This window comes from Streptomyces sp. NBC_00322, from assembly GCF_036147535.1.
Taxonomy (GTDB): Bacteria; Actinomycetota; Actinomycetes; order Streptomycetales; family Streptomycetaceae; genus Streptomyces.
Map to the genome: position 1 here is coordinate 7,970,244 of NZ_CP108019.1, position 25,963 is coordinate 7,996,206.

The following is a 25,963-nucleotide window of genomic DNA, read 5'->3' on the forward strand; positions in this document are numbered from 1 at the left end:
CTGAGACCAGTACAGGTCAGGGGCTTTGGGCAGGTGACATGTATCGCAAGGAGTCGCACGTGCCGGACACGAGCCACGCGGACCCGGACCCCGGGGTCTTCGGACCCGGCTCGGTGACCTGGCAGATGCACGGTGACCCGATGATGTGGGTCGCCGGGGTACGCGCCCTCTATCTCCAGGCGCTGCACCCCCGCGCCGTACGAGGCGTCATGCAGAACTCGGACTTCCGCCACGACGCCTGGGGACGCCTCATGCGCACGGCGAACTTCGTCGGCACCATCACCTACGGCACCGCCCCGGCCGCCGAGCGGGCCGGTGCCCGGGTCCGCCGTATCCACACCCACCTGGGTGCCACCGACCCCGTCACGGGCGAGCGCTACCGCGTCGACGAGCCCGAGCTCCTGCTGTGGGTGCACTGCGCCGAGGTCGGCTCCTATCTCGACGTCGGACGCCGGTCTGGCATCCCCCTCAGCGACGCCCAGGCCGACCGCTATCTCGACGAACAGCGCGAGGCGGCCCGCCTCGTCGGACTCGACCCGGCGGGCGTGCCGGCATCCGTCGCAGAGCTCGACGCCTATTTCGACCGGGTACGCCCCAAGCTCGCCGCCGGACCCGAGGCGCACGACGTGGACGACTTTCTCCAACGGCCGCCCATCAACCCCCTGCTCGTCCCGGCGCGTGAACTGCTGTGGCGACGTGTGGCCACACTCGCCTACAACGCACTGCCCCCTTACGCCCATGAGCTCTACGGCAGACCCGCCCCCGCCCCCGAACGCGTCACGCATCAGCTCATCGCCACCGGTAACCTGCTGCGCTGCGTTCCCTCCCGTCTACGCTGGCAACTCCCGCCAGGTCACATCTTGAAAGCGATGGCGCGACTCGGCCCCGGCTGCCGCCCGGCCCCGTACAAACTGCGCAGACAGGAGGCCATACTGGACGGGCCGGGGAGGGCGCAGCTCAGCGACGGGGGCGACAGCACGCGATGGCGGAAACCAGGCTGATCCAAGGCCGGTACCGACTGCTCGATCTCATCGGGCGCGGAGGCATGGGCGAGGTGTGGCGGGCCCGTGACGAGGCGCTCGGGCGCAATGTCGCGGTCAAGTGCCTCAAACCACTGGGACCTCAGCGCGACGACCAGTCCTTCACGCGGGTCCTGCGGGAGCGCTTCCGGCGCGAGGCGCGGGTCGCCGCCGCGCTCCAGCACCGCGGGGTGACCGTCGTCCATGACTTCGGCGAGCACGAAGGCGTGCTCTACCTGGTCATGGAGCTGCTCCAGGGCCGCAACCTCAGCCAGCTGCTCGAAGACAACAAGCAGCATCCGCTGCCCGTGGCCGACGTCGTCGACATCGCCGAACAGGTCGCGGACGCTCTCGCGTACACCCATGAACAGGGCATCGTCCACCGCGACTTGAAGCCCGCCAACATCATGCGGCTCACCGACGGCACCGTGAAGATCTGCGACTTCGGCATCGCCCGCCTCGGCGCGGACATCGGTTTCACCTCCAAGCTCACCGGCACCGGCATCGCCATGGGTACCCCGCACTACATGTCGCCCGAGCAGATCAGCGCCGACCATGTCGACCACCGCAGCGATCTGTACTCCCTGGGCTGTGTGCTCTACGAGATCGCCACCGGCGTCCCGCCCTTCGACCACGAGGACACCTGGGCGGTCCTCGTCGGGCACCGCGACACCCCGCCGCAGCCGCTGCGCACCCACCGCGCCGAGATTCCCGAGTACTTCCAGCGGATCGTCCTCGATCTGCTCGCCAAGACCCCCGAGGGACGGCCCGACGACGCGAATGACCTGCGACGGCGGATCGGCTCGGCCGCGGGCCAGGGGCAGCCGCACGGGGTCGTGCCGGGGCCGCGCCCCGAGCAGCCGCCGTCAAGTGAGCCGCGGCTCCCGTCCTGGACCCGCGGGATGACGACCGGCCACAAGGCGACCGGGACCTCGGCCCTGCGGCCCGCGCCCCCCGACCACACCGCGGGACTGACCGGCGAGTGGACGACATACACCGATCCGCGTGGCGGCCCGCTGCTGCCGCCGCGCGCCGGGTCCGAGCGCCCCACGCCGCCGCCCGAACTGCTCGCCGTCCTCGCCGGCCGCCACAACGCGGGCCTCAGCCTGGGCCGGCTCGGCCGCTGGGAGGAGGCGGGCGAGGTGCATCGCGCGGTCGCCGCGGAGCGCGAACACTCCCTGGGGCCCGACCACCCGGACACCCTGGCCAGCCGCTACGAGGTCGGCTTCACCCTGAGCCGCACCGGGCGCGCCGTCGATGCCCTGCGGGAGTTCGTCCGGGTCGCGGAAGGGCGCGAGCGGACCTTGGGCGCCGACCATCCCGAGACGCTCGCCGCACGCCAGGAGACGGCGTACGTCCTCGGCCAGCTCGGGAGGCACTTCGAGGCCCACGAGGTGTACGCGGCGGTGCTCGAGTCCCGTGAGCGCACCATGGGGCCCGAACACCCCGACACCCTGCGCTGCCGCCACAACCTCGCCTTCAACCTCAGCAGACTGGGGCGCCTGGAGGACTCCTACCGGATGGCGTACGAGGTCGCCGCGGCGCGGGCCCGGGTGCTCGGCGCCGAACATCCCGACACGCTCGTCACCCGGTATGAAGTCGCGTACGCACTCGGTCAGTTGGGGCGCTGGGCCGAGGCCCTGCAGACGTATCGCGAGGTGGTGGTCTCCCGGGCAAGGGCGCTGGGCGCCGACCACCCCGACACCCTCGCCGCACGCTACGAGGTCGGTATAAGCCTCGGCCGACTCGGCCGCAGTGCACAGGCCCTGGAGCTGTACCGCGAGCTCGTCGACGACCGCACCCGACTGCACGGGCCCTCCGACCCCGAGACCCTGCGCGCCCGCCACGGCCTCGGCGTGAACCTCGGGCGTCTCGCCCGCTGGGAGGAGGCCCTCGCCGAGGCCCGCGACGTGTGCGCCCTGCGCGAGCGCGTCCTCGGCGCGGACCACCCCGACACCCTCGTCAGCCGCCGCGAGGTGGCCGTGGGCCTGGGCTGGCTGGGCCGCTGGGCGGACGCGCTGGCTGTCTACGGCGAGGTCGCCGCGGCGCGGGAACGGGTTCTGGGCATGGACCATCCCGACGCGCTGGCCAGCCGCAACGACGAGGCGCACTGCCTGGAGCAGCTCGGCAGACACACGGAGGCGGTCGACCTGTACCGCCGCGTGGCGGCCATACGACAGCAGCGAGGCACACAGGAGCGCTAGGCCCTGTCCGGCCGATCTTGCCGGGCTCGCGTGCCCTGGCACGGCACTCCCCCGTAGCCCTTCGGGCACGGGAGGTGCCCCCACGATGCGTTGCGTCAGTCGCCGACGCTCCGCGTGGGCTCCATCCTCCGCCTTGCGATGCTCCCCCGTAGCCCTTCGGGCACGGGAGGTACCCCCATCGCCAGACCCCGCTCACTGATCCGGCCTGATCGACCGAACAGGATCTGGCGGTTAGGGTCCGGCCATGCCCGCACACACTTCGTACGACGTCGTGATCGTCGGCGGCGGCCACAACGGCCTGGTCGCCGCCGCCTACCTCGCCCGTGCCGGACGCTCCGTCCTCGTCCTGGAGCGCCGCGGAAACACCGGGGGAGCCGCCGTCTCCACCCGCCCCTTCGACGGGGTCGATGCCCGGCTCTCCCGCTACTCGTATCTCGTGTCACTGCTCCCCGACAAGATCGTGCGCGACCTGGGGCTGAGCTTCGCCGTCCGCAAACGCACCGTCTCCTCCTACACCCCCAAGGGCACCGGCGGCCTCCTCGTCGGCGCCGACGGCACCCGGGATTCCTTCGCCCGTCTCACCGGCGGGGACCGGGAGTACGAGTCCTGGCAGGACTTCTACGCGATGACGGGCCGCGTCGCCGAGCGCGTCTTCCCGACCCTCACCGAGCCGCTGCCCACCCGCGAGGCCCTGCGCGCGCGTATCGACGACGAGACGGCGTGGCGGACCCTCTTCGAGGAGCCCATCGGCGTGGCGATCGAGAAGCGGTTCGCCGACGATCTCGTACGGGGAGTGGTGCTGACCGACGCCCTGATCGGCACCTTCGCCGACGCCCATGACACCTCGCTGCTCCAGAACCGCTGCTTCCTCTACCACGTGATCGGCGGCGGGACCGGGGACTGGGACGTGCCGGTGGGGGGCATGGGCGCGCTGACCGACGCGCTCGCCGACGCGGCCCGGGCGGCGGGAGCCGAGATCGCCGTACTGCACGAGGTGACCGGGATCGAGACCGACGGCGAGCGGGCCGAGGTGGCCTTCCGCGCCGACGGGGCCGAGGGCGCGGTCGCGGCGGGCCATGTCCTGGTGAACGCCTCGCCGCAGGCCCTCGCCGCGCTGCTCGGCGACGAGCCTCCCGCGCCCGCCGAGGGCGCCCAGCTCAAGGTCAACATGCTGCTGCGCCGGCTGCCGCGGCTGCGCGACCGCTCGGTGGAGCCGCGTGACGCGTTCTCCGGCACCTTCCATGTGTCGGAGGGGTACGGGCAGTTGGCGACCGCGTACCGGGAGGCAGTCGAGGGGCGGCTGCCGAGCGCGCCGCCGTCCGAGATCTACTGCCACTCCCTGACCGACCCGTCGATCCTCGGTCCCGAGCTCGCGGCGCAGGGGTATCAGACCCTGACGCTGTTCGGGCTGCATACCCCGGCGCGCCTCTTCGCCGCCGACAACGACGCGGCGCGCGGCGAACTGCTCGCGGCGACCCTCGCCGAGCTGGACTCGTATCTGGACGAGCCGATCGCCGACTGTCTCGCGCTCGACGAGCACGGCGAGCCCTGCATCGAGGCGAAGACCCCGCTCGACCTCGAACAGGAACTGCTACTGCCCGGCGGCCATATCTTCCACCGCGATCTCGCCTTCCCCTACGCGACCGAGGCGACGGGGCGCTGGGGCGTCGAGACGGCTCACGCCAATGTGCTGCTGTGCGGTGCGGGCGCCGTGCGCGGCGGCGGGGTCAGCGGTGTGCCGGGGCACAACGCCGCGATGGCGGTGCTCGGCCGGTAGGTCAGTCCCGGGGGGTGTCCGCCGGACACCCCCTGGGACTCAGTCCCGCGACGCCGCCCAGCCGTTGGCCTCGATCCGGGCGGCGTCCGCGGGCCGCGATTCGTCGAAGACCGGACGGCCGTCGTCCTCGACGCGCAGGGTGTCCACATACACGCCGCGGCCGACATAGAGCTGATCGGTCGCATACCGCCAGCGCAGCCGTACCGTGCCGCCGCGCCACGCCGAGAGATCCGCGGTGAGCCGGTGCCAGACACGCCCGGACCAGCCGGTCGCCGACCCTGTGGGGTGCGGCTGCGGTTCGGCCCCCTTGCGTACGGTCGTGAACGGCACCGCCCGCCAGGTCACCCCGTCGTCCGCCGACCCCTCCAGGAACAGCGCGTCCGACCCGGGCTCGGTGTCCCACCACAGCGAGCAGCACAGCCGGGCCCGCTGCGAGGTGAGGGCGATCGCGGGGAGACCGAGAACGGCGTTGGTGGCACCGGCCATGCCGGAGAACCAGGCGGTGCGGCCGCGCTCCGGGCGTACGGCGACCGCGCGGGCCATGTTGTTGGCGGCGGCGACCCGCGGTGCGCTGCCGGAACGCCAACTACGCACAGGATGCACGGAGTTGCCGAGCATGATCAGGAACGAGTCGGTGCTCGGGTCGAGCACCAGGCTGGTGCCTGTGAAACCGGTGTGACCCGCGGTGCGGGGTGTGGCCATGGCGCCCATGTACCAGTGCTGGTAGAGCTCGAAGCCGAGGCCGTGCTCGTCGCCGGGGAAGGCGGTGTTGAAGTCGGTGAACATCAGTTCCACGGACGCCCGGCGCAGAATGCGGGACCGTCCGTAGACACCGCCGTTGAGGAGGGTGCGGGCGAGGATCGCGAGGTCCCAGGCGCAGGAGAAGACTCCGGCGTGACCGGCCACGCCGCCGAAGCCGAATGCGTTCTCGTCGTGGACCTTGCCCCAGACCAGACCGCGGTCGAGACCCGACCAGGGCAGCCGTGCGTCCTCGGTGGCGGCGATCTTCGGCTTCCAGGAGGCGGGCGGGTTGAAGCGAGTGCGGTGCATCCCGAGTGGAGCAGTGATCTCGTTGTGGAGCAGCACATCCAGAGTGTGACCGGTGATCTTCTCCAGGATCAGCTGCAGTGAGATCAGATTGAGGTCGGAGTAGAGGTACTTGGTGCCGGGAGGACTGGCAGGGGCCTCGTTCCAGAGCAGCCGGAGCTTGCCCTCCCTCGTCGGCTCCTTGTAGAGCGGAATCCAGGCGCGGAACCCCGAAGTGTGGGTGAGCAGTTGACGCACGGTGATGTCCTGCTTGCCCGCACCCCCGAAATCCGGGAGATACGAGGCGACTTCGGCCTCCAGCGCCAGGGCGCCGCGTTCGATCTGCTGCACCGCCAGAATCGAGGTGAACAGCTTCGAGACGGACGCCAGATCGAAGACGGTGTCCTGCGCCATGGCGATCTGCCGCTCCGCCGGGAACTCCACGCCCGAGTCGGTCTTCTCGTCGTATGCCGCATAGCGCACCGCCTTGCCGATCGGCCGGTGCAGTGCCACCGTGCCACCGCGTCCCGCGAGCAGTACCGCTCCCGCGTACCAGGGGTGCTTGGGGGATGGACCGAGGAACTTCTCGGCGTCGGTGACGAGTCGGTCCAGATGGGCGGGGATCAGCCCGGCCTGCTCGGCGGAGCCGCGCCGCAGAGTGGGCTGCCCGGCACCGGACAGGCCGCCCGAGCCGCCTTCCAGCCCGCTGTCCGAGCCGCCTTCCAGCCCGCCGGCGGGGGTCGCTCCCGGTCCGCCTCCCGAGGCCGAAGCCGCCTCGGCGAAGGGAATCGGTGCCAGCGCGAGCGCTCCGCCCAGGGCCAGTACCCCGCTGCCGAGCCTGCGCCGGCTGATCCCTCTGCCCGCTGCGTCCTCAGTCATCCAGCACCCTCCTGAAAGTATCTTTCGGGAACTGCCACGGCAGTGAAACTTTCTTGCCAAGGCTGGGTGGTGTCAACCACCTCAAAGAATCTGACACAGCATCAGAAAATCTCTTCCCTCGTCCGGCGGGCTGCGGCATCCTGCGGCCCATGGAGACGGAGCTGAGCAAGAGACTGGGAATCGAGCACGCCATCTTCGGCTTCACGCCGTTCCCCGCGGTGGCCGCCGCCATCAGCCGGGCCGGTGGATTCGGGGTCCTGGGCGCCGTGCGCTACACCGCGCCCGACGACCTCAAACGCGACCTCGACTGGATGCAGGAGCACACCGGAGGAAAGCCCTACGGCCTCGATGTCGTCATGCCCGCCAAGAAGGTCGAGGGCGTGAGCGAGGCCGATGTCGAGGCGATGATTCCCGAGGGCCACCGGCAGTTCGTCAGGGAAACTCTCGCCAAGCACGGCGTCCCCGAGCTCCCCGAGGGCGAGACCTCCGGCTGGCGGATCACCGGATGGATGGAGCAGGTCGCCCGCCGCCAGCTCGACGTCGCCTTCGACTATCCGATCAAGCTGCTCGCCAACGCCCTCGGCTCGCCGCCCGCCGACGTCGTCCAGCGCGCCCACGACCAGGGCGTCCTCGTCGCGGCCCTCGCCGGAAGCGCCAGGCACGCACGCCACCACGCCGGCGCCGCCATCGACATCGTCGTCGCCCAGGGCTACGAAGCGGGTGGCCACACCGGCGAGATCGCCTCCATGGTGCTCACGCCCGAGGTCGTCGACGCCGTGAACCCCCTTCCCGTACTCGCCGCCGGAGGTATCGGCAGCGGCGAGCAGATCGCCGCCGCTCTCGCCCTCGGCGCGCAGGGCGCCTGGCTCGGCTCCCTCTGGCTCACCACCACCGAGGCCGACCTCCACTCCCGGGCGCTCACCGAGAAACTCCTGGCGGCGGGCTCCGGCGACACCGTCCGCTCCCGCGCCCTGACCGGCAAACCCGCCCGCCAGCTGCGGACCGAGTGGACCGAGGCCTGGGACGACCCGAACGGCCCCGGCACCCTGCCCATGCCGCTGCAGGGCCTCCTCGTCGCCGATGCCGTATCGCGGATCCAGAAGTACGAAGTGGGCCCGCTGCTCGGCACCCCCGTCGGCCAGATCGTCGGCCGGATGAACTCCGAACGCAGCGTGCAGCAGGTCTTCGACGAGCTGACCCGGGGCTTCGAACGGGCCGTCGACCGCATCAACCACATCGCCGGAAGGAGCCAGTCGTGAGTGAGCTCAACGGCTTCTGGGCCCAGGCCGCCGCCGACCCCGGCCGTACGATCCTGATCGCACCGGACGGCGAGGAATGGAGCGCCGGGCGACTGGACGCGGCCGTGAACAGCTTCGTCCACGGCCTGCGTGCGGCGGGTCTCGAGCAGGGCGACTCCTTCGCCGTCGTCCTGCCCAACGGCGTCGAGTTCTTCACCGCGTATCTCGCGGCCTCCCAGGCAGGGCTGTATCTCGTCCCCGTCAACCACCATCTCGTGGGCCCCGAGATCGCCTGGATCGTCGCCGACTCAGGCGCCAAGGTGCTCATCGCGCACGAGCGCTTCGCGGAGGCCGCGACAGCAGCCGCGGACGAGGCGAAGCTCCCCGCGAGCCACCGCTACTCCGTGGGCACGGTGGCCGGCTTTCGCCCGTACGCCGAACTCCTCGACGGGCAGCCGGAGTCGGTGCCCGAGGACCGGGCGCTCGGCTGGGTCATGAACTACACCTCGGGCACCACCGGACGGCCGCGCGGCATCCGCCGCCCGCTGTCCGGCAAGCTCCCCGAGGAGACCTACCTCGGCGGCTTCCTCGGTATCTTCGGCATCCGGCCCTTCGACGACAACGTCCATCTCGTCTGCTCGCCGCTCTACCACACCGCCGTACTCCAATTCGCAGGCGCCGCCCTGCACATCGGGCATCCGCTGGTCCTGATGGACAAGTGGACGCCCGAGGAGATGCTGCGCCTCATCGACGCGTACGACTGCACCCACACGCATATGGTGCCGACGCAGTTCCACCGGCTGCTCGCACTGCCCGACGGGGTGAAGGAACGCTACGCCGTCTCGTCGATGCGGCATGCCATCCACGGTGCCGCACCCTGCCCCGATCATGTGAAGCGGGCGATGATCGACTGGTGGGGCACCTGCGTCGAGGAGTACTACGCGGCGAGCGAGGGCGGCGGCGCCTTCGCGACCGCCGAGGACTGGCTGAAGAAGCCGGGCACGGTCGGCAAGGCATGGCCCATCAGCGAACTCGCCGTCTTCGACGACGAAGGCAACCGGCTTCCGCCCGGTGAACTGGGCACCGTCTACATGAAGATGAGCACCGGCGGCTTCAGCTACCACAAGGACGAGGCCAAGACGAGGAAGAACCGGATCGGCGACTTCTTCACCGTCGGCGACCTCGGCATCCTCGACGAGGACGGCTATCTGTTCCTCCGCGACCGCAAGATCGACATGATCATTTCGGGTGGTGTCAACATCTACCCGGCCGAGATCGAGTCGGCGCTGCTGACCCATCCCGCCGTCGCGGACGCGGCAGCGTTCGGAATCCCGCACGCCGACTGGGGCGAAGAGGTCAAGGCTGTCGTCGAACCGGCCGAGGGCCATGAGCCCGGCGCCGCGCTGGCAGCCGAGATCCTGGCCCACTGCGAACGCCAACTGGCGGGCTACAAACGCCCCAAGACGGTGGACTTCATCGAGGTCATGCCGCGCGACCCGAACGGCAAGCTCTACAAGCGCAGGCTGCGCGCGCCGTACTGGGAGGGCCACGAGCGCGCGATGTGAGCCCGGACAGCGCTCCTGCTGTCCGGGCTCCTGAACCGCGTCAGTCCCTGACCCGCACCACTTTCAGTGCGGGCGAGCGCAGGATGTCCCGCTCGCAGAACCGTGACGTCACCCAGCGCTCGCCCGAGAACAGCTCGGTCTGGTCGCTGTAGTGCGGGGAGTTCGGGTTCGACGACTGGGAGTACGTGAGCAGGGTGCGGGCCACCGGACAGCGGCCGCCGTCCCAGCCGACCGCCTGGATATGGCTGGAGCCCGCGGCCACCTCCGTATATCCCGTCGCAGGACTCCACAGCGGCTCGATCTTGTTCCAGACGCCGAGGCTCTCCGTGCCACCGGGGACCGGGATGCGCTTGCCGTTGCGTACGACGAACTGGTGTTCACCCAGCGGCGAATCCAGCGCGATATGGGCCGAGCGCAGCTCGGCGACGGCGGCGGTCAGGGCCTGCGCGAAGCCGGGCGAGGCGGTGTTGAGCGTGTGGGGCGTACGGACCGGATCCGCCGCCGAGAACGGCACCTGCCACAGCTGCGCCGCCGGCACCCTGGCCGTGAACCCCCGCCAGAACCGGTCGAAGAGCAGCGCGCCCCGGCTGTCGGTGTTCATCGTCCGGTCCCAGCGCCCGATCACCGAACACGCCTCGGTGTCGCCGGGCAGCACGGCCGTGCACGCCTTCGCCGCGTCCGCAGCCGCCATGTCCCCTGCGGGCGCGCGGTTCGCGAACTGCTGCTTCTGCAGATCGGAGACCGTCAGCCCGCCCTTGGCGGCCATCGCCGCCACATCCTCGATCGCGCCCCGGGTACGCAGCGACCTGGGAGTGCCGAAGGAGCCGAAGACCCGCTCGTAGCCGCTCAGCGGTCGGTCGGGATTGGCCAGCCAGGCGCTGTCGTTGGAGTTCTCCGCGTACGGAGCATTCTTCAGCGTCGGCATCTTCGACGGGCCGAAGATGCCTGGCTGCACCGCGTCCGGGTCGGAGCCGAGCGCACAGTCGCCTCGCGAGCCGTCCAGTACGGCGACGCCCGAGGCGGGGTACGTCACCTTGCCCAGCGGCGTCGAGCAGCGCTGCGCCAGTTCGTCGGTGATCCGCGGCAGGACCTGCGACTGGGAGAAGAGCGTATGGCCCTTGGAGTCGGCGGCGATGGTGTTCACCCACGGCAGCCCCTGCGTACGCCGCAGCGCCCGCAGCATGTCCTTCGTGGAGCGGGCCTTGCCGAAGGCGAGAGCGGTGTCGGAGCCACGCAGATTGCTCGCGTTGGGGTCGTTCAGCGCGTACGCGGTCGTCGTCGACCAAGGCAGGGGCAGCGTCGGGCCGAGCGAGGTGACGACCGGGCCGTACCGCGTCCACCACTGCGTACGCGTCACGGGCGCGCCGTCCCTCACCGGGACGGTGACGGTCCGCTTCGTCATACGCTCCGGCTTCCCGTCCACCAGATACGTGGTCGGGTCGGCCGGATCCAGTGTCAGCTGATGCAGATTGAGCGTCACGCCGGTCGCGACAGTGTGACTCCACGCCACTTTGTCGTTGAAGCCGATGTTGACGACGGCGGTGCCGAGCAGCGAGGCGCCCGAGACGTTCAGTTCACCCGGGATGGTCTGCTGCGACTGCCAGAAACGGCGTCCGCCCTGCCAGGGGTAGTGCGGATTGCCGAGCAGCAGGCCACGCCCGTTCGCGGTCGTACTGCCGCTGAACGCGACGGCGTTGGAGCCCATGTCGGCGCTCTCGGCGGAGAACAGCTCCCGGGCCGCCTTCGCCGTCGTGGCCGCGTCGGGCGCGCCTACTGCGGCCTGAGAAGAGGGCTGCGCGGCGGTGATGCCGTCGATGCCGCGTCCCTGGCCGCCGAGCACCGACACGGCAAAGCCGCGCCTGGCCACGTCCAGCGTGGTCACCGGGCCCACCCAGTCGGCGTCCTTGCATGCCGGATCGGTGATGCGATGCTGCTTCAGCCAGGCGTTGTAGCCCGCCGCCCAGCCGCGCATCAGCTCCTTGACCTGCTGTCCCGGGCCTGCGGGCGCGGGCGTCGCGAGCAGCTTCTCCACCGTGCCCGCGTCCCGTACACCACGGAAGTAGAGATCGCTGGAGAGGTTCTTGGTCGCCGAGGAGAGCGAGCCGTCGGGGGCCGCGTCGGGGCCGAAGTAGCGCGAGCGTTCGCCGCGCACGGTGAGGAAACCGTCGGCCAGGACGCACACCTGGTCGGCGGCCTGCGCCCACCCGTTGCCGAAGCCGAGACTCGCGTAGTTCCTGGCGACGATATGAGGAATGCCATGCTCGGTATAGCGGATGACGGCGGACAGACCACCGCCGGAAGGATGCCGGCCGTGCCGGTCACCGGAATCGGCGGCCGCGGCCGGCGGCAGTACGGCGGCTGCGCTCACCAGGGCGATGCAAGCGAGCCCGAGCCGTCTCAGGCGGGTGCGGAAGAGCAACGTGCCTCCCAACAGGACTGCGGTGAAAGCGGGTTGGTCCATGCAGTCAGCCGGGGCGTGCGGTGTCAACATTCCGTTCGGTATCCGAGGCCTTGACCCTCAGGTCGCCGCCGCCGAGGATCGCGCCATGACAGCTGTACGCAGCAACACAGTCGACTCCGTCGTACGGAGCACCGCGAAGCGCACCCCCGACCGCACCGCCCTGCGCTACGCGGACCGGACCTGGAGCTACGCGGAACTCGACGCCGCCGTCACCACGGCGGCGGCCGTCCTCACCGGCCATGGCCTGCGCACGGGGGACCGGGTCGCCTCCTACGGCCACAACTCCGACGCGTATCTCATCGGCTTCCTCGGCTGTGCACGGGCGGGATTCGTCCATGTCCCGGTCAACCAGAACCTCACCGGCGACGATCTCGCCTACATCATCGAGCAGTCGGGCAGCGCCCTCGTGCTCGCCGACCCGGATCTCGCGCCCCGGCTGCCGGGCGGACTGCCCGTCAGGCCGCTGCGTGACGCGGACGACTCGCTGCTGGCCGAGCTGCGTACACCCCGCGACTTCACCCCGGAGCGGGAGCCGGGGACCGAGGACCTGGTCCAGCTGCTCTACACCTCGGGCACCACCGCCCTGCCCAAGGGCGCGATGATGACCCACCGGGCGCTCGTCCACGAGTACGTCAGCGCCATCACCGCCCTCGATCTGAGCGAGAGCGACCGGCCGCTGCACTCGCTGCCGCTCTACCACTCCGCCCAGATGCATGTGTTCCTGTTGCCGTATCTCGCGGTCGGCGCCGAGAACACGATCCTGGACGGACCGGACGCGGAGCAGATCTTCGACCTCGTCGAAGCGGGCCGCGCCGACAGCCTCTTCGCGCCGCCCACCGTGTGGATCGGCCTCTCCAACCACCCGGCCTTCCGGGCGCGTGACCTCGGCGGACTGCGCAAGGCGTACTACGGCGCTTCGATCATGCCGGTGCCCGTCCTCGAAAGGCTCCGCGAGCGCCTGCCCGAGCTGGGCTTCTACAACTGCTTCGGCCAGAGTGAGATCGGCCCGCTCGCCACCGTACTGCGCCCGGACGAACACGAGGGCCGGATGGACTCCTGCGGCCGTCCGGTGCTGTTCGTCGAGGCGAAGGTCGTCGACGAGGACGGCAAGGAAGTCGCCGACGGCACGGCGGGTGAGGTCGTCTACCGCTCGCCGCAGCTGTGCGAGGGGTACTGGGACAAGCCCGCGGAGACCGAAGAGGCTTTCCGCGACGCCTGGTTCCGCTCCGGCGACCTGGCGGTGCGGGATGCCCAGGGGTACTTCACCGTCGTCGACCGGGTGAAGGACGTCATCAACTCCGGGGGAGTGCTGGTGGCTTCACGCCAGGTCGAGGACGTCCTCTACACCCACCCTGCCGTCGCCGAGACCGCCGTCATCGGCCTGCCCGACGAGCGCTGGATCGAGGCCGTCACCGCCGTCGTGGTGGCGCGCGGCGAGGTGACCGAGGAGGAACTCATCGACCACGCACGCGAGAAGCTCGCCCACTTCAAGGCTCCCAAGAAGGTCCTGTTCGTGGACGAGCTGCCGCGCAACGCCAGCGGGAAGATCCTCAAGCGTGAGCTGCGGGACCGCTTCGCCGCCGCCTGACCGACCGCTGCCGGACTCACTTCTGCCTGAGGTCCACGATCCGCTTGATCTTGCCCACCGACCGTTCCAGGGTCTCGGGGTCCACCACCTCGACCGCGACCGAGACCCCGACCCCGTCCTTGACGGCCGCCTCGATCGCCCGCCCGGCGGCCTCCCGCTGCTCGGGCGTGGCCTCGGCGCGCGCCTCCGCACGTACCGTGAGCGCGTCGAGGCGGCCCTCGCGGGTCAGCCGCAGCTGGAAGTGCGGCGCGACATGCGGCGTACGCAGCACGATCTCCTCGATCTGGGTGGGGAAGAGATTCACCCCGCGCAGGATCACCATGTCGTCGCTGCGCCCTGTCACCTTCTCCATCCGCCGGAAGACCCGGGCCGTGCCGGGCAGCAGTCGTGTCAGGTCCCGGGTCCGGTAGCGGATCACGGGCATGGCTTCCTTGGTGAGCGAGGTGAAGACAAGTTCGCCGTGCTCCCCGTCCGGCAGCACCTCACCGGTGAGCGGATCGACCACCTCCGGATAGAAGTGGTCCTCCCAGACGTGCAGCCCGTCCTTGGTCTCCACACATTCCTGCGCCACGCCGGGGCCGATGACCTCGGACAGTCCGTATATGTCGACGGCGTCGATCGCGAACCGCTCCTCGATCTCGCGCCGCATCTCCTCGGTCCACGGCTCGGCGCCGAAGATGCCGACCTTGAGAGATGTCGTACGAGGATCGATGCCCTGCCGCTCGAACTCGTCCAGGATCGTGAGCATGTACGACGGCGTCACCATGATGATCTCGGGGCGGAAGTCCGTGATGAGCTGCACCTGGCGGGCGGTCATGCCTCCGGAGGCCGGAATCACCGTGCAGCCCAGCCGCTCCGCGCCGTAGTGCGCGCCGAGACCGCCCGTGAAGAGCCCGTATCCGTACGCCACATGGACCTTGTGGCCCGGGCGGCCGCCGGCCGCGCGGATCGAGCGGGCCACCACGTCCGCCCAGGTGTCCAGATCGCGCTCGGTGTAGCCGACGACGGTCGGACGGCCCGTCGTCCCGCTGGAGGCGTGGATGCGGCGCACCTGGGACTGGTCCACCGCGAACATCCCGAAGGGGTAGTTGTCCCGCAGATCGGCCTTGGCGGTGAAGGGGAAGCGGCCGAGATCGGCGAGCGTACGGCAGTCCTCGGGGTGCAGGCCCGCCTTGTCGAAGGACTGCCGGTAGAAGCCGACGTTCTCGTACGCATGGCGCAAGGTGGCCCGCAGCCGCTCCAACTGCAACGCTTCGAGCTCCTCGCGACTCAGCCGCTCCGCCGAGTCCAGCAGGTCCGCTTCCGTCATACGGATTACTCCCGTCCCAAACCGGACGACCGATCATTCGGTCGTGCTGCTCCTGGATCAGTAATCCACCTCTCCCGGTCTCCTGGCAAGGGGTGATCCCCGCAAATCCGTCCGCGACGACCGGTCCCGGGCGACCCCCCGGCGCGCTGGGTGGCGCGTAACGGGGGAAGATGCTGGATAGAAGTTGAAACCAGCAAACAACCTCCGAGAAGGAGTCCGTGATGCCCCAGCCCGAGGGTGCCGAGCTCGACGCTGTCCTTGCCCGACAGGAAGAGCTGCGGCAGCTCTATCTGCGCCCCATCGAGGAACGGCCCCCGACCACGGCCCGCGGTATCCATCATGTGGCCTTCATCTGCCGCGACGTCGAGGAGACCATCCGCTTCTACCAGGAGTTCCTGGGCTTCCCGCTGGTCGAGATAGTGGAGAACCGCGACTACCGCGGCTCCACGCACTTCTTCTTCGACATCGGCCACGGCAATCTGCTCGGCTTCTTCGACTTCCCCGGCCATGAGCACCCGCCGATCATGGAGACGATCGGCGGCGTACAGCATCTCGCCCTGTCGGTGGGCGCGGCGGAGTTCGATGCGGCCCGCAAGGCGCTGGACGAGTCGGAGACCGAGTATCTCGGGCCAGACCGAGGGGTCGAGGACAGCCTCTACATCCGCGACCCCAACGGCGTGCCGCTCGAGCTGTACCGGGAGCGTCTCGGCGTCTTCAACGGCGAGCGCATCCTTGCGACGGCGGGCGCCGGGGACTGAGCCCGGCCTGCGGCCGCGTGCCCGGGATGCGCTCAGCCGCCGACCGCCTCCGCCGCGATCGTGCGCGCCCAGCGGTAGTCCGCCTTGCCGCTCGGTGAGCGCTGGATCTCCGGTGCGATCACCAGCTGCCGCGGGATCTTGTAGCCGGCCAGCCGGGTGCGGCAGTGCGACTGGATGTCGTCCAGGGTCGGTGTGAGCGCGCCGGTGCGCAGCTGCACCACGGCAGCCACATGGTTGCCCCACCTGCCGTCCGGCACGCCCGCGACCAGCGCGTCGTACACATCCGGATGGGACTTGAGCGCCTGCTCGACCTCTTCCGGATAGACCTTCTCGCCACCGGTGTTGATGCACTGCGAGCCCCGGCCGAGGACGGTGACGATGCCCTCCTCGTCCACCGTGGCCATGTCGCCGAGCAGCACCCATCGCTCCTCGCCCCGCTGGAAGAAGGTCTCGGCGGTCTTCTTCGGGTCGTTGTAGTAGCCGAGCGGGACGTGCCCGCGCTGGGCGATGCGGCCCGGCTCGCCCGGCTTCACCGGCTCGTACGTCGCCGGGTCGACCACCGCCGTACGGGCGTTGACCCGCAGCCTGAAGCCCTTCTCGGGGCTGGAGTCCTCGGTGGCGGTGCCGTTGAATCCGGACTCGGACGAGCCGAAGTTGTTCAGCAGCATCACCTTCGGCGCGAGCGCGGTGAACTGGGCGCGCACCGTCTCGGACATGATCGCGCCGGACGACGAGACGCTGAACACCGAGGAGAGGTCGGTGCCCTTCATCGAGCCGTTCAGTGCGTCGATCAGTGGCCGCAGCATCGCGTCGCCGACCAGCGACACGCTGGTGACCTTCTCCTTCGCGATCGTACGCAGCACCTCCACCGGCACGAACTTGCGGTGGATGACGATCCGCTGGCCGAAGTTGAACCCGATGAACGCAGTCAGCGTCGACGTGCCGTGCATCAGCGGGGGAGCCGGGAAGAAGGTGATGCCCTCGCCGCCCGCGGCCACCCGCTCGGCGAGCTCCTCGGGCGAGGAGACCGGCTCCCCGGTCGGCGCGCCGCCGCCCAGGCCGGAGAAGAACAGGTCCTCCTGCCGCCACATCACGCCCTTGGGCATTCCCGTGGTGCCGCCGGTGTAGATGATGAACAGGTCGTCGGCGGAGCGCGGCGCGAAGCCGCGCTCCGGCGAGGCGGCCGCCTCGGCCTCGGTGAAGGGGACTGCGGCCAACTGCGGCGCACCGTCCGGGGGTGTGCCCACCCGCACCAGATGCCTGAGTCTGTCCGTCTGCGGCAGCGCGGCCGCGACCCGCCCGGTGAACTCGGCGTCGAAGACCAGGGCCGCGAGATCCGCGTCCCGGTAGAGATAGACCAACTCCTCCTCGACGTACCGGTAGTTGACATTGACCGGCACGACCCGGGCCTTGAGGCAGCCGAGCACGGACTGGAGATATTCGATGCCGTTGTAGAGGTGCAGGCCGAGATGTTCGCCGGGCCTGAGGCCGGCGTCGATGAGGTGGTGCGCGACACGGTTGGCCGCCGCGTCCAGTTCCGCGTAGCTGAGCCGGCGCTCCGCGCCCGTGCCGGGATGCTCGATGTACACAAGCGCCTCGCGGTCGGGGACCACGTCGACGACCGACTCGAACAGGTCGGCAAGGTTGTACTCCACCATTCCTCCTGACCCCGGCGAACTTCGGCCCGGCGGTCATTAGAGCGCCGGTGGGCACAACTGGGAAGGGCTGCCGCAGAAGAAATCTGACTGACTGTCAGAAAACTATTGAACTGGACCCCGGCCTACTGCAACCTGTTCTAGGTCTTGAGACGGAGGTCCGCACATGGAACGACGTGGTGGTACCGAACACCTCACCGTGGAGCGCGAAGGCGCCACGCTGGTGCTCACCCTGAACAGGCCCGAGGCCAAGAACGCGCTCTCGCTGCCGATGCTGGTCGGCCTGTACGACGGCTGGCTGGAGGCGGACGAGGACGACGAGATCCGCTCCGTCGTACTGACCGGAGCCGGAGGCTCCTTCTGCGCCGGAATGGATCTGAAGGCCCTTGCGGGCAATGGCATGGAAGGAGAGCAGTACCGGGACCGGCTCAAGGCCGACCCCGACCTGCACTGGAAGGCGATGCTGCGCCACCACCGCCCGCGCAAACCCGTGATCGCCGCCGTGGAGGGGTACTGCGTGGCCGGAGGGACCGAGATCCTCCAGGGCACGGACATCCGGGTCGCGGGCGAGAGCGCCACCTTCGGCCTCTTCGAGGTCAAGCGCGGCCTCTTCCCGATCGGCGGCTCGACCGTACGGCTCCAGCGCCAGATCCCGCGCACGCACGCGCTGGAAATGCTGCTCACCGGCCGGCCCTACAGCGCGGCCGAGGCAAGGGACATCGGGCTCCTCGGGCATGTCGTCCCCGACACGACCGCGCTGGAGAAGGCGCTCGCCATCGCCGAGCAGATCAACGCGTGCGGGCCGCTCGCCGTGGAGGCGGTGAAGGCGTCGGTCTACGAGACGGCGGAGATGACCGAGACGGAGGGGCTGGCGGCGGAACTGGCGCGGGGGTGGCCGGTGTTCGACACGGCGGACGCGAAGGAGGGGGCGCGGGCGTTCGCGGAGAAGAGGGCGCCGGTGTATCGGCGGGGGTGAGTTTTCCCCACCCCGCCCTCCCCCAGACTCCGTCCGGGGGGACCCCCAACCTCCCCGCGCCTCAATCTCCCCCAGACTCCGTCCGGGGGGACCCCCACGGGGCTGAGTGTGAGGCCCTGCCGCACATTCAGCCCGTCCGGCGTTTGAGGACATGTGGCCGAAGGTCGCATACGGGGGTCTGGGGGCTTGCCCCCAGTTCGGGAAGGGGGTACCTCCCACGGCCGCCAGGCCGTAGGGGGAGGGCGGGTAGGGGACAAGCCCCGCGCAGCGGCACCGCACCGCCCACCACCACGCCGACCCCCAGAAGAAGGAGCCCCTATGCCCCCCGCCCCGCACCTACTCACCGCCCCCCTCGTCGTCGAGTTCCCCTTCACCCGTTCCCTCGGCCCCGTCCAGTCCGCCTTCCTCACCGGGCTGCGCGAGCGCACCGTCCTCGGGGTGAAGGCCGCCGACGGCACCGTGCTCGTGCCGCCCGTCGAGTACGACCCCGTCACCGCCGAGGAGATACGCGACCTCGTCGAGGTCGCAGACACCGGAACCGTCACCACGTGGGCGTGGAATCCCGCCCCGCGCCGCGACCAGCCGCTGGCCGACCCCTTCGCCTGGGTGCTCGTCAGGCTCGACGGAGCCGACACCTCGCTTCTCCACGTCCTCGACGCGCCCGGCCCCGAGGCCGTACGCACCGGCATGCGCGTCCGTATCCGCTGGGCCGGGGAGCGCACCGGAGCGATCACCGACATCGCCTGCTTCGAGCCGTACGAAAGCGAACCCACCACCCAACCGACCGCACACAGCGGTGAGTTCGCCGGGGCCGTGACCGGCATCGTCGCCCCCGCCCGGCTGGATTACACCTACTCTCCCGGCCGTGCCCAGACCGCGTACATCAAAGCGCTCGCCGGACGCAGGACCGTCGGCGAGCGCTGCCCCCGCTGCCGCAAGGTGTACGTCCCGCCCCGCGGCGCCTGCCCCACCTGCGGGGTCGCCACGGAGGAACAGGTCGAGGTCGGGCCGCGGGGCACCGTCACCACGTACTGCATCGTCAACATCAAGGCGAAGAACCTCGACATCGAAGTGCCGTACGTCTACGCGCACATCGCCCTCGACGGAGCCGACCTCGCACTCCACGGCCGTATCGGTGGAATTCCCTACGACCAGGTACGCATGGGCCTGCGCGTCGAACCGGTGTGGACGGACGGCAGCCGCCACCCCGACCACTACCGGCCCACCGGTGAGCCCGACGCCGACTACGACGCCTACAAGGAGCTCCTGTGATGCGATACGCCAGGGACGTGGCCATCGTCGCCTTCGCGCAGAGCGACCATACGCGGCGCAGCGACGAGCTCTCCGAGGTCGAGATGGTGATGCCGGTCCTGCACGAGGTGCTGCGCAGGACAGGTCTGCAGACCAGCGACATCGGCTTCACCTGCTCGGGCTCCAGCGACTATCTCGCCGGCCGGGCCTTCTCCTTCACCATGACCCTCGACGGCGTCGGCGCATGGCCTCCGATCTCCGAATCCCATGTGGAGATGGACGGCGCCTGGGCGCTCTACGAGGCATGGGTGAAGCTGCTCACCGGCGAGGCCGACACCGCGCTCGTCTACGCGTACGGCAAATCGTCGCCAGGTGAGGTCCGCGATGTGCTGACGCGACAGCTCGACCCGTACTACCTCGCCCCGCTCTGGCCCGACTCGGTGGCGCTCGCCGCGCTCCAGGCGCAGGCTCTGATCGACGCGGGACTCGCCGACGAACCCGCCCTGGCGGGGATCGCCGCCCGCAGCCGCGCCGCCGCCTCGGACAACCCGCATGCCCAGCTGAAGGGTTCGATCCCGTCCGGACAGTACGTCGTCCAGCCGCTGCGGACCGGGGACTGCCCGCCGGTCGGCGACGGCGTGGCCGCCGTGATCCTCGCCGCCGGTGAGCGGGCCCGCGAGCTGTGCGAACGCCCCGCCTGGATCCGCGGCATCGACCACCGCATCGAGGCCCACAGCCTCGGCGTCCGCGATCTCACCGACTCGCCCTCCACCCGGCTCGCCGCCGAACGGGCCGGCGCCTTCGAGCGGCCCGTCGACACCGCCGAACTGCACGCCCCCTTCAGCTCGCAGGAAGTCGTCCTGCGCCGGGCCCTCAACCTCGACGACAGGGTGAGGGTCAACCCGTCCGGCGGAGCCCTCGCCGCCAATCCGGTCATGGCCGCGGGCCTCATCCGGCTCGGCGAGGCCGCCGCCCGTATCCACCGCGGCGAGTCCGACCGGGCCCTCGCCCACGCCACCTCCGGCCCGTGCCTCCAGCAGAACCTCGTCGCCGTACTCGAAGGAGAGGCCTCCGATGCCTAAGGAGCCCGTGGCCGTCGTCGGCATCGGCCAGACCAAACATGTCGCCGCCCGCCGGGACGTCTCCCTCGCGGGCCTCGTCCGGGAAGCGGCGGGGCGAGCCCTGGACGACGCCCAGCTGACCTGGGCGGACATCGACGCCGTCGTCATCGGTAAGGCCCCCGACTTCTTCGAGGGCCTGATGATGCCGGAGCTCTATCTCGCCGACGCGCTCGGCGCCGTCGGCAAGCCGATGCTTCGCGTCCACACCGCGGGCTCGGTCGGCGGCTCCACCGCGCTGGTCGCCTCGAACCTGGTGGCATCGCGCGTGCACGGCACCGTCCTGACCCTCGCCTTCGAGAAGCAGTCCGAATCCAACGCCATGTGGGGCCTGTCCCTGCCGATCCCGTTCCAGCAGCCCCTGCTGGCGGGCGCGGGCGGCTTCTTCGCCCCCCACGTCCGGGCGTACATGCGCCGCACCGGCGCCCCTGACACGGTCGGCTCCCTCGTCGCCTACAAGGACCGCCGCAACGCCCTGAAGAATCCGTACGCCCATCTCCACGAGCACGGCATCACCCTGGAGAAGGTCCAGGCGTCCCCGATGCTGTGGGACCCGATCCGCTACTCGGAGACCTGCCCGTCGTCCGACGGCGCGTGCGCGATGATCCTCACCGACCGTGCGGGCGCCGCCCGTTCACCGCGGCCGCCCGCGTGGATGCACGGCGGTGCGATGCGCAGCGAGCCCACCATGTTCGCGGGAAAGGACTTCGTGTCCCCCCAGGCGGGCAAGGACTGCGCCGCCGATGTCTACCGGCAGGCGGGCATCGCCGATCCGCGCCGCGAGATCGACGCCGTGGAGATGTACGTCCCGTTCTCCTGGTACGAGCCGATGTGGCTGGAGAACCTTGGCTTCGCCGCCGAGGGCGAGGGCTGGAAGCTCACCGAATCCGGGGTCACCGAACTCGACGGCGATCTGCCCGTCAACCCGTCCGGCGGGGTGCTGTCCACCAACCCCATCGGGGCCTCCGGCATGATCCGCTTCGCCGAGGCGGCCCTCCAGGTGCGTGGCCTGGCGGGCGAGCACCAGGTGGAGGGGGCTCGCAGAGCACTGGGACACGCCTACGGCGGCGGGGCACAGTTCTTCTCCATGTGGCTGGTCGGCGCCGAACCGCCCACCACCTGACCGCCGCGTGCCGGGCGCATCAGCGAGGACAGGCCGCGGTCCTGCTTCCGTGGCCTGTCCCGGGCCGGAGACGATCGCTAGTCTGAGGCGCGGAGACGACCCGGGAGGAGCACGGACGTGGCCGAGAGCACGACCACCACGCAGAGGTTTTCGGGCTGGGACAAGCCGGAACTGGATCTCAGCAACGCCGACTGGCAGTCCAGCAGTCAGGGAACGGGAGACGTCCAGATCGCCTTCGTCGAGGGCTTCATCGCGATGCGCAACGGCGGCCGACCGGAGAGCCCGTCGCTCATCTTCACTCCTGCCGAGTGGCGCGCCTTCGTCCTGAACGCCCGCGGGGGGGAGTTCGACCTCACCTAGGTTCGACCTCACGGCAGCCGAGGATCAACGTCGCTGCCCGGGCGAGCCGCGCCCATGAGGACTTCGCTGCCCCGGGGACGCAGTTGATCCGGGGCTGAACACGCGGCGGGCGTTTCCCGTATCACTCTGCGCACCCCGGAATCCGGGGTGCGCAGAGTTCCCGCGAGGATTCCGTTCCGAGACCGTGAGGACAGCCCATGAACGACTCCGTCAATCCTCCCCTCCAAGCTCTCCCGGACGGGGAGGCCGAACTCCGCCTGGTCGTCCGCCTGCAGTGGGACGACGTCGCGGCACTCGGGCAGGAGGCGAGCCGGCTGGCCGCCCAGATGCAGCGCCCCGTGAGCCTGGACGAGGCCGCCAGCCATCGGCTGCGTACGCGGTCGGCCGGCCACGCGAGGCCCGCGGAGCGGAGCCAGGTCGCCGCGCCCTCCTCCGTGTCGTCGCTGACCAGCCGCACCCCAGGTGAGCACGCCCGGCAGGCGATAGAGAAGATCAACGGTGCGGCCGCACCCGGGATCGGCCCCACCCAGACGTCGGCCTGACATGCCCACCGGGGATTCCTAAATACGCATTTGTCAAGGCCGCTCCCCACGCGGCCTCGCGGGCGTACCCTGAGGTGCCTTGAGGACGTCCGTCCGGCAGCTCCTTCACCGCGCCGGGCGTACGCCCCGGCCGTGGGGGTGCACCATGACGCGACGCGCCGGCAGAACCAGGCGTCGACTCTACGAGCGTGAAGCCGAACTGGCTGCCGTGGACGAGGCATTGGGCGAGCTGACGGGCCTCAGCGCGGACGACCTGGACCCTCCCGAGCGTCCGGGCGGTGCTCTGCTCGCCTTCGCGGGCCACGCCGGCCTCGGCAAGACGACCCTGCTCACCGAGGTGCGCCGCCGTGCCGCGGCGAAGGGCTGCACCGTCCTTGCCGCACGCGGCGGCGATCAGGAGCAGCAGGTCGCCTTCCATGTCGCACGCCAGCTGCTCCAGCCCCAGCTCGCCGGTTCGTCCGACGCCGCCCTGCGGCTCCGGCTGGGGAGTTGGTACGCGATCGTGGGGCCCGCACTCGGCCTGTGCACCGCCGAGGCGGGCGCCCCGCCCGACCCCCAGGGCCTGCGTGACGGCCTCGACTGGGTCCTCACTCATCTCGCCGTCCAGCGTGCTCCGGTCGTCCTCGTACTCGACGATGCCCACTGGGCGGACCCGGAGTCGCTGAGCTGGCTCGCCGCCTTCGCGCCCCGGGCCGAACAGCTGCCCATGCTGCTCGTCGTCGCCTACCGTCCCGAGGAACTGCCCGACCACGCACGGCAGTTCCGCGGTCTTCCCGGCCGGGCCGGACAGCGCCCCATCGACCTCGAACCGCTCACGGCGCCCGCCGTGGGCCGACTGGTACGCGAACAGCTGGGCGCACACGCCGACGACGCCTTCTGCCGCGAATGCTGGGCCGTCACCGCGGGCAACCCCTTCGAGGCCGTCGAACTCACCGCCAAGATCAGCGACCGCGGACTCGAACCCAACGAGTCGGGCGCCCACCTCCTGCGCGACCTCGCAACCGCCGTCAAGGGCAGCGGACTCATCGACCGCCTCGAACGCCTCGGCACCTCCAGCGTGCGCCTCGCCTGGGCCGGCGCCGTACTCGGCACCGAGATCCGGCCCGACCTTGCCGCCGGCGTCGCCGGCCTCGGCGTCGAAGAGGCCGCCGACGCCGTGGACCGGCTGCGCGACGCCCGTATCCTCACCGGTCCCGCGACCTCCGACGGCACTCTCGAATTCGTCCACCCGCTGATCGCCACCGCCGTCTACCGGGCCATCCCCGACGCCGTACGCGTCGCCCTGCACGGCCAGGCCGCATGGTCGGTCGTCGACGCCGGACTCGGCTCCACGGCCGCCGCCCGCCATCTCATGGAGACCCACCCCGAGGGCGACCCGTGGGTGGTCCACCATCTGCGCCAGGCCGCACGCGAGACGCTGCGCGCCGGAGCCCCCGACGCCGCCCGCCGCCATCTCGCCCGCGCCCTGCGCGAACCCCCGGCCTATGACGACCGGGCCGCCGTCCTGTACGAACTGGGCTGCGCATCGCTGCTCACCGAGCCCGCCACCACCGTCAACCATCTGCGCGCCGCCCTCGAAGAGCCCATTGCCGACCCCGCCCTGCGCCAGGGCATCGTCTACCGGCTCTCCCAGGTGCTGGCGCACTCCGACCGCCTCGGCGAAGCCTCCGACACCCTCGCCCGCGAGGCCCGACTCACCAGCGATCCGCGCACCCGGCTGCGGATGCAGTCCGAGAAGTTCATGTGGGACGCCTTCCGCGCCGACGAGCCCGACTCGCCCGCCCGCTCCCGCCACCTGGCCCGGCTCGCCGACCGGCTCACCGGACGCGACCTCACCGAGCGGTACATCATCGGGCTGCGCGCCTGGGACGCCATGCTGCGCGCCGAACCGGCGGGTGTCGCGCTGGCCCACGCCGAACGGGCCCTGCAGGGCGGCCTCGGCTGGGCTGTCGAGGACCGCGGCTTCGAAGTCCCCGTGCTGGTCGCGCTCACCTTCATGTACGGCGACCGGCCGGGCCGCGCCGAGGAGCTCTTCGCCGCCGGGACCGCGGAGTTCGAGCGCCAGGGCTGGCGCGGCGCCCATCTCTCCTTCGCGTACACCCTGCTCGCGTACATACGCTTCCGGCGGGGGCGTCTCGCCGAGGCGGAGGACTTCGTACGGGCCGGGCTGCGGCTCGCCGAACGTGTCGGGCCGCGCACCCCCGTCGAGTGGTACGCACTCGGCACCCTCGTCGAGGTCCTGCTGGCCAGAGGGCGTGCGGACGAGGCGGTGCAGGTCGCCGAGGACCACGACTTCGGCGAACCCTTCCCCGCGGCGGTGACCTTCCCCGATTCCCAGACCGTGTACGGCGAGCTCCTGCTGGCCCGCGGCCGTACCAAAGAAGCGGCCGTCGAACTCGCAGCGGCGGGCAGGCGGCTCGACCCGCGCGGAATGCGCAACCCCGCCTGGTGCCCCTGGCAGCTCCACCTCGCCCTCGCCGAGGTGCACGACGCGCCGGAGCGGGCTCGCGCGACCGCCCTGGAGGCGGTGCAGCGCGCCCGCCGCTTCGCCACCGCCTCCGCCCTCGGCCAGGCCCTGCGCGTGGCCGCCGAAGTCTCCGGCGGCACCGAAAGAACCGCGTTCCTCGAAGAGGCGGTCACCCATCTGGAGCGCTCACCGGCCGCGTACGAACTCGCACGGGCCCTCGTCGACCTCGGCGCACAGCTGCGCCGCACGGGCCGCTCGAAGGACGCCGCCGAGTATCTCTACCGAGGCCTGGAGGCCGCCGGACAGTGCGGCGCCGACGGGCTCGCCGACACCGCCCGCAACGAGCTGGCGGCGGCCGGCTTGCGCCCGCGCAGATTGCGTGCCATCGAAACCGACGCGCTGACCACCCGCGAGCGGACCGCCGCCGTCCTCACCGCCCAGGGCTGCGACAGGGCATCCGTCGCCGCCGCCCTCCACGTCGACGAACAGACCGTGACCAGGCTGCTCTCGGCCGTCTACCGCAAGGCGGGCACCGACGAGGCGGGCCTGGCGGACGCCATCCGTAACGGCCCGCCCGAGGGGCTGGACGGCGGCCGTGGACAGTGACCGGCGGCGTCCCAGAGGCTTCGGGCCCCGGCTCGGCCGGG

At 70.8% G+C, this 25,963-nt stretch carries 18 protein-coding genes; 14 read left to right on the plus strand and 4 right to left on the minus strand.

Annotated features, from left to right (window positions below; all coding sequences use genetic code 11):
• Nucleotides 1-125: 125 nt before the first annotated feature.
• From OG905_RS36380 to OG905_RS36390, 3 genes are all read left to right on the plus strand, one after another.
• Nucleotides 126-1,001: an oxygenase MpaB family protein gene (locus OG905_RS36380; protein ID WP_328682786.1), complete on the plus strand. Its 876-nt coding sequence runs from the start codon at nt 126-128 to the stop codon at nt 999-1,001.
• Entirely contained in the window at nt 983-3,223 is a 2,241-nt protein-coding gene (locus tag OG905_RS36385) for a serine/threonine-protein kinase (RefSeq protein WP_328681213.1), read from the plus strand. The genes OG905_RS36380 and OG905_RS36385 overlap by 19 nt, the downstream gene beginning before the upstream one ends.
• Before the next feature lie 244 nt (nt 3,224-3,467).
• The gene (locus OG905_RS36390; RefSeq protein WP_328681214.1) at nt 3,468-5,000 is read left to right on the plus strand and encodes a phytoene desaturase family protein; all 1,533 of its coding nucleotides are present in this window, start codon (nt 3,468-3,470) and stop codon (nt 4,998-5,000) included.
• A 39-nt stretch (nt 5,001-5,039) separates the two neighbouring features.
• Here the strand turns inward: OG905_RS36390 and OG905_RS36395 are convergent, their stop codons facing one another.
• Nucleotides 5,040-6,905, minus strand: coding sequence for a serine hydrolase (locus OG905_RS36395; RefSeq protein ID WP_328681216.1), 1,866 nt, complete (start codon nt 6,903-6,905; stop codon nt 5,040-5,042).
• A 149-nt stretch (nt 6,906-7,054) separates the two neighbouring features.
• On the opposite strand from OG905_RS36395, the gene OG905_RS36400 reads away from it, so the two are divergent.
• Together OG905_RS36400 and OG905_RS36405 are read left to right on the plus strand one after the other, a co-directional pair.
• Nucleotides 7,055-8,164 (plus strand): NAD(P)H-dependent flavin oxidoreductase, encoded by a 1,110-nt coding sequence (locus tag OG905_RS36400; RefSeq protein WP_328681219.1) that lies wholly within the window; start codon nt 7,055-7,057, stop codon nt 8,162-8,164.
• The gene (locus OG905_RS36405) at nt 8,161-9,708 is read left to right on the plus strand and encodes an acyl-CoA synthetase (protein WP_328681221.1); all 1,548 of its coding nucleotides are present in this window, start codon (nt 8,161-8,163) and stop codon (nt 9,706-9,708) included. The genes OG905_RS36400 and OG905_RS36405 overlap by 4 nt, the downstream gene beginning before the upstream one ends.
• Nucleotides 9,709-9,748: 40 nt before the next feature.
• On the opposite strand, the gene OG905_RS36410 is transcribed toward OG905_RS36405, so the two are convergent.
• Nucleotides 9,749-12,169, minus strand: a complete 2,421-nt coding sequence (locus OG905_RS36410; protein ID WP_328681223.1) for a penicillin acylase family protein — start codon at nt 12,167-12,169, stop codon at nt 9,749-9,751.
• 85 nt (nt 12,170-12,254) lie between these two features.
• Here OG905_RS36410 and OG905_RS36415 point away from each other — a divergent pair, with 85 nt between their 5' ends.
• Nucleotides 12,255-13,757, plus strand: coding sequence for an acyl-CoA synthetase (locus OG905_RS36415; protein WP_328681225.1), 1,503 nt, complete (start codon nt 12,255-12,257; stop codon nt 13,755-13,757).
• A 16-nt stretch (nt 13,758-13,773) separates the two neighbouring features.
• On the opposite strand, the gene paaK is transcribed toward OG905_RS36415, so the two are convergent.
• A complete protein-coding gene (gene paaK / locus OG905_RS36420; RefSeq protein WP_328681227.1) occupies nt 13,774-15,066 on the minus strand; it encodes a phenylacetate--CoA ligase PaaK in 1,293 nt (430 codons plus the stop codon).
• A 221-nt stretch (nt 15,067-15,287) separates the two neighbouring features.
• Between paaK and OG905_RS36425 the strand changes: the two genes are divergently transcribed.
• Nucleotides 15,288-15,824 (plus strand): VOC family protein, encoded by a 537-nt coding sequence (locus OG905_RS36425; RefSeq protein ID WP_328681229.1) that lies wholly within the window; start codon nt 15,288-15,290, stop codon nt 15,822-15,824.
• A 32-nt stretch (nt 15,825-15,856) separates the two neighbouring features.
• On the opposite strand, the gene OG905_RS36430 is transcribed toward OG905_RS36425, so the two are convergent.
• Nucleotides 15,857-17,479 (minus strand): acyl-CoA synthetase, encoded by a 1,623-nt coding sequence (locus OG905_RS36430; protein WP_328682787.1) that lies wholly within the window; start codon nt 17,477-17,479, stop codon nt 15,857-15,859.
• A gap of 166 nt (nt 17,480-17,645) precedes the next feature.
• Here OG905_RS36430 and OG905_RS36435 point away from each other — a divergent pair, with 166 nt between their 5' ends.
• From OG905_RS36435 to OG905_RS36465, 7 genes are all read left to right on the plus strand, one after another.
• Nucleotides 17,646-18,455, plus strand: coding sequence for a crotonase/enoyl-CoA hydratase family protein (locus tag OG905_RS36435; RefSeq protein WP_328681230.1), 810 nt, complete (start codon nt 17,646-17,648; stop codon nt 18,453-18,455).
• 318 nt (nt 18,456-18,773) lie between these two features.
• Nucleotides 18,774-19,727 (plus strand): Zn-ribbon domain-containing OB-fold protein, encoded by a 954-nt coding sequence (locus OG905_RS36440; RefSeq protein ID WP_328681231.1) that lies wholly within the window; start codon nt 18,774-18,776, stop codon nt 19,725-19,727.
• The gene (locus OG905_RS36445) at nt 19,727-20,788 is read left to right on the plus strand and encodes a thiolase domain-containing protein (RefSeq protein ID WP_328681232.1); all 1,062 of its coding nucleotides are present in this window, start codon (nt 19,727-19,729) and stop codon (nt 20,786-20,788) included. The genes OG905_RS36440 and OG905_RS36445 overlap by 1 nt, the downstream gene beginning before the upstream one ends.
• Nucleotides 20,781-21,947: a thiolase domain-containing protein gene (locus OG905_RS36450; protein WP_328681233.1), complete on the plus strand. Its 1,167-nt coding sequence runs from the start codon at nt 20,781-20,783 to the stop codon at nt 21,945-21,947. The genes OG905_RS36445 and OG905_RS36450 overlap by 8 nt, the downstream gene beginning before the upstream one ends.
• Nucleotides 21,948-22,064: 117 nt before the next feature.
• Entirely contained in the window at nt 22,065-22,307 is a 243-nt protein-coding gene (locus OG905_RS36455; RefSeq protein WP_328681234.1) for a DUF397 domain-containing protein, read from the plus strand.
• A gap of 197 nt (nt 22,308-22,504) precedes the next feature.
• Complete coding sequence (locus OG905_RS36460; protein WP_328681236.1) at nt 22,505-22,849, plus strand: hypothetical protein; 345 nt, start codon at nt 22,505-22,507, stop codon at nt 22,847-22,849.
• A gap of 145 nt (nt 22,850-22,994) precedes the next feature.
• Entirely contained in the window at nt 22,995-25,922 is a 2,928-nt protein-coding gene (locus OG905_RS36465) for an ATP-binding protein (protein ID WP_328681237.1), read from the plus strand.
• The last annotated feature ends 41 nt before the right edge of the window (nt 25,923-25,963 follow it).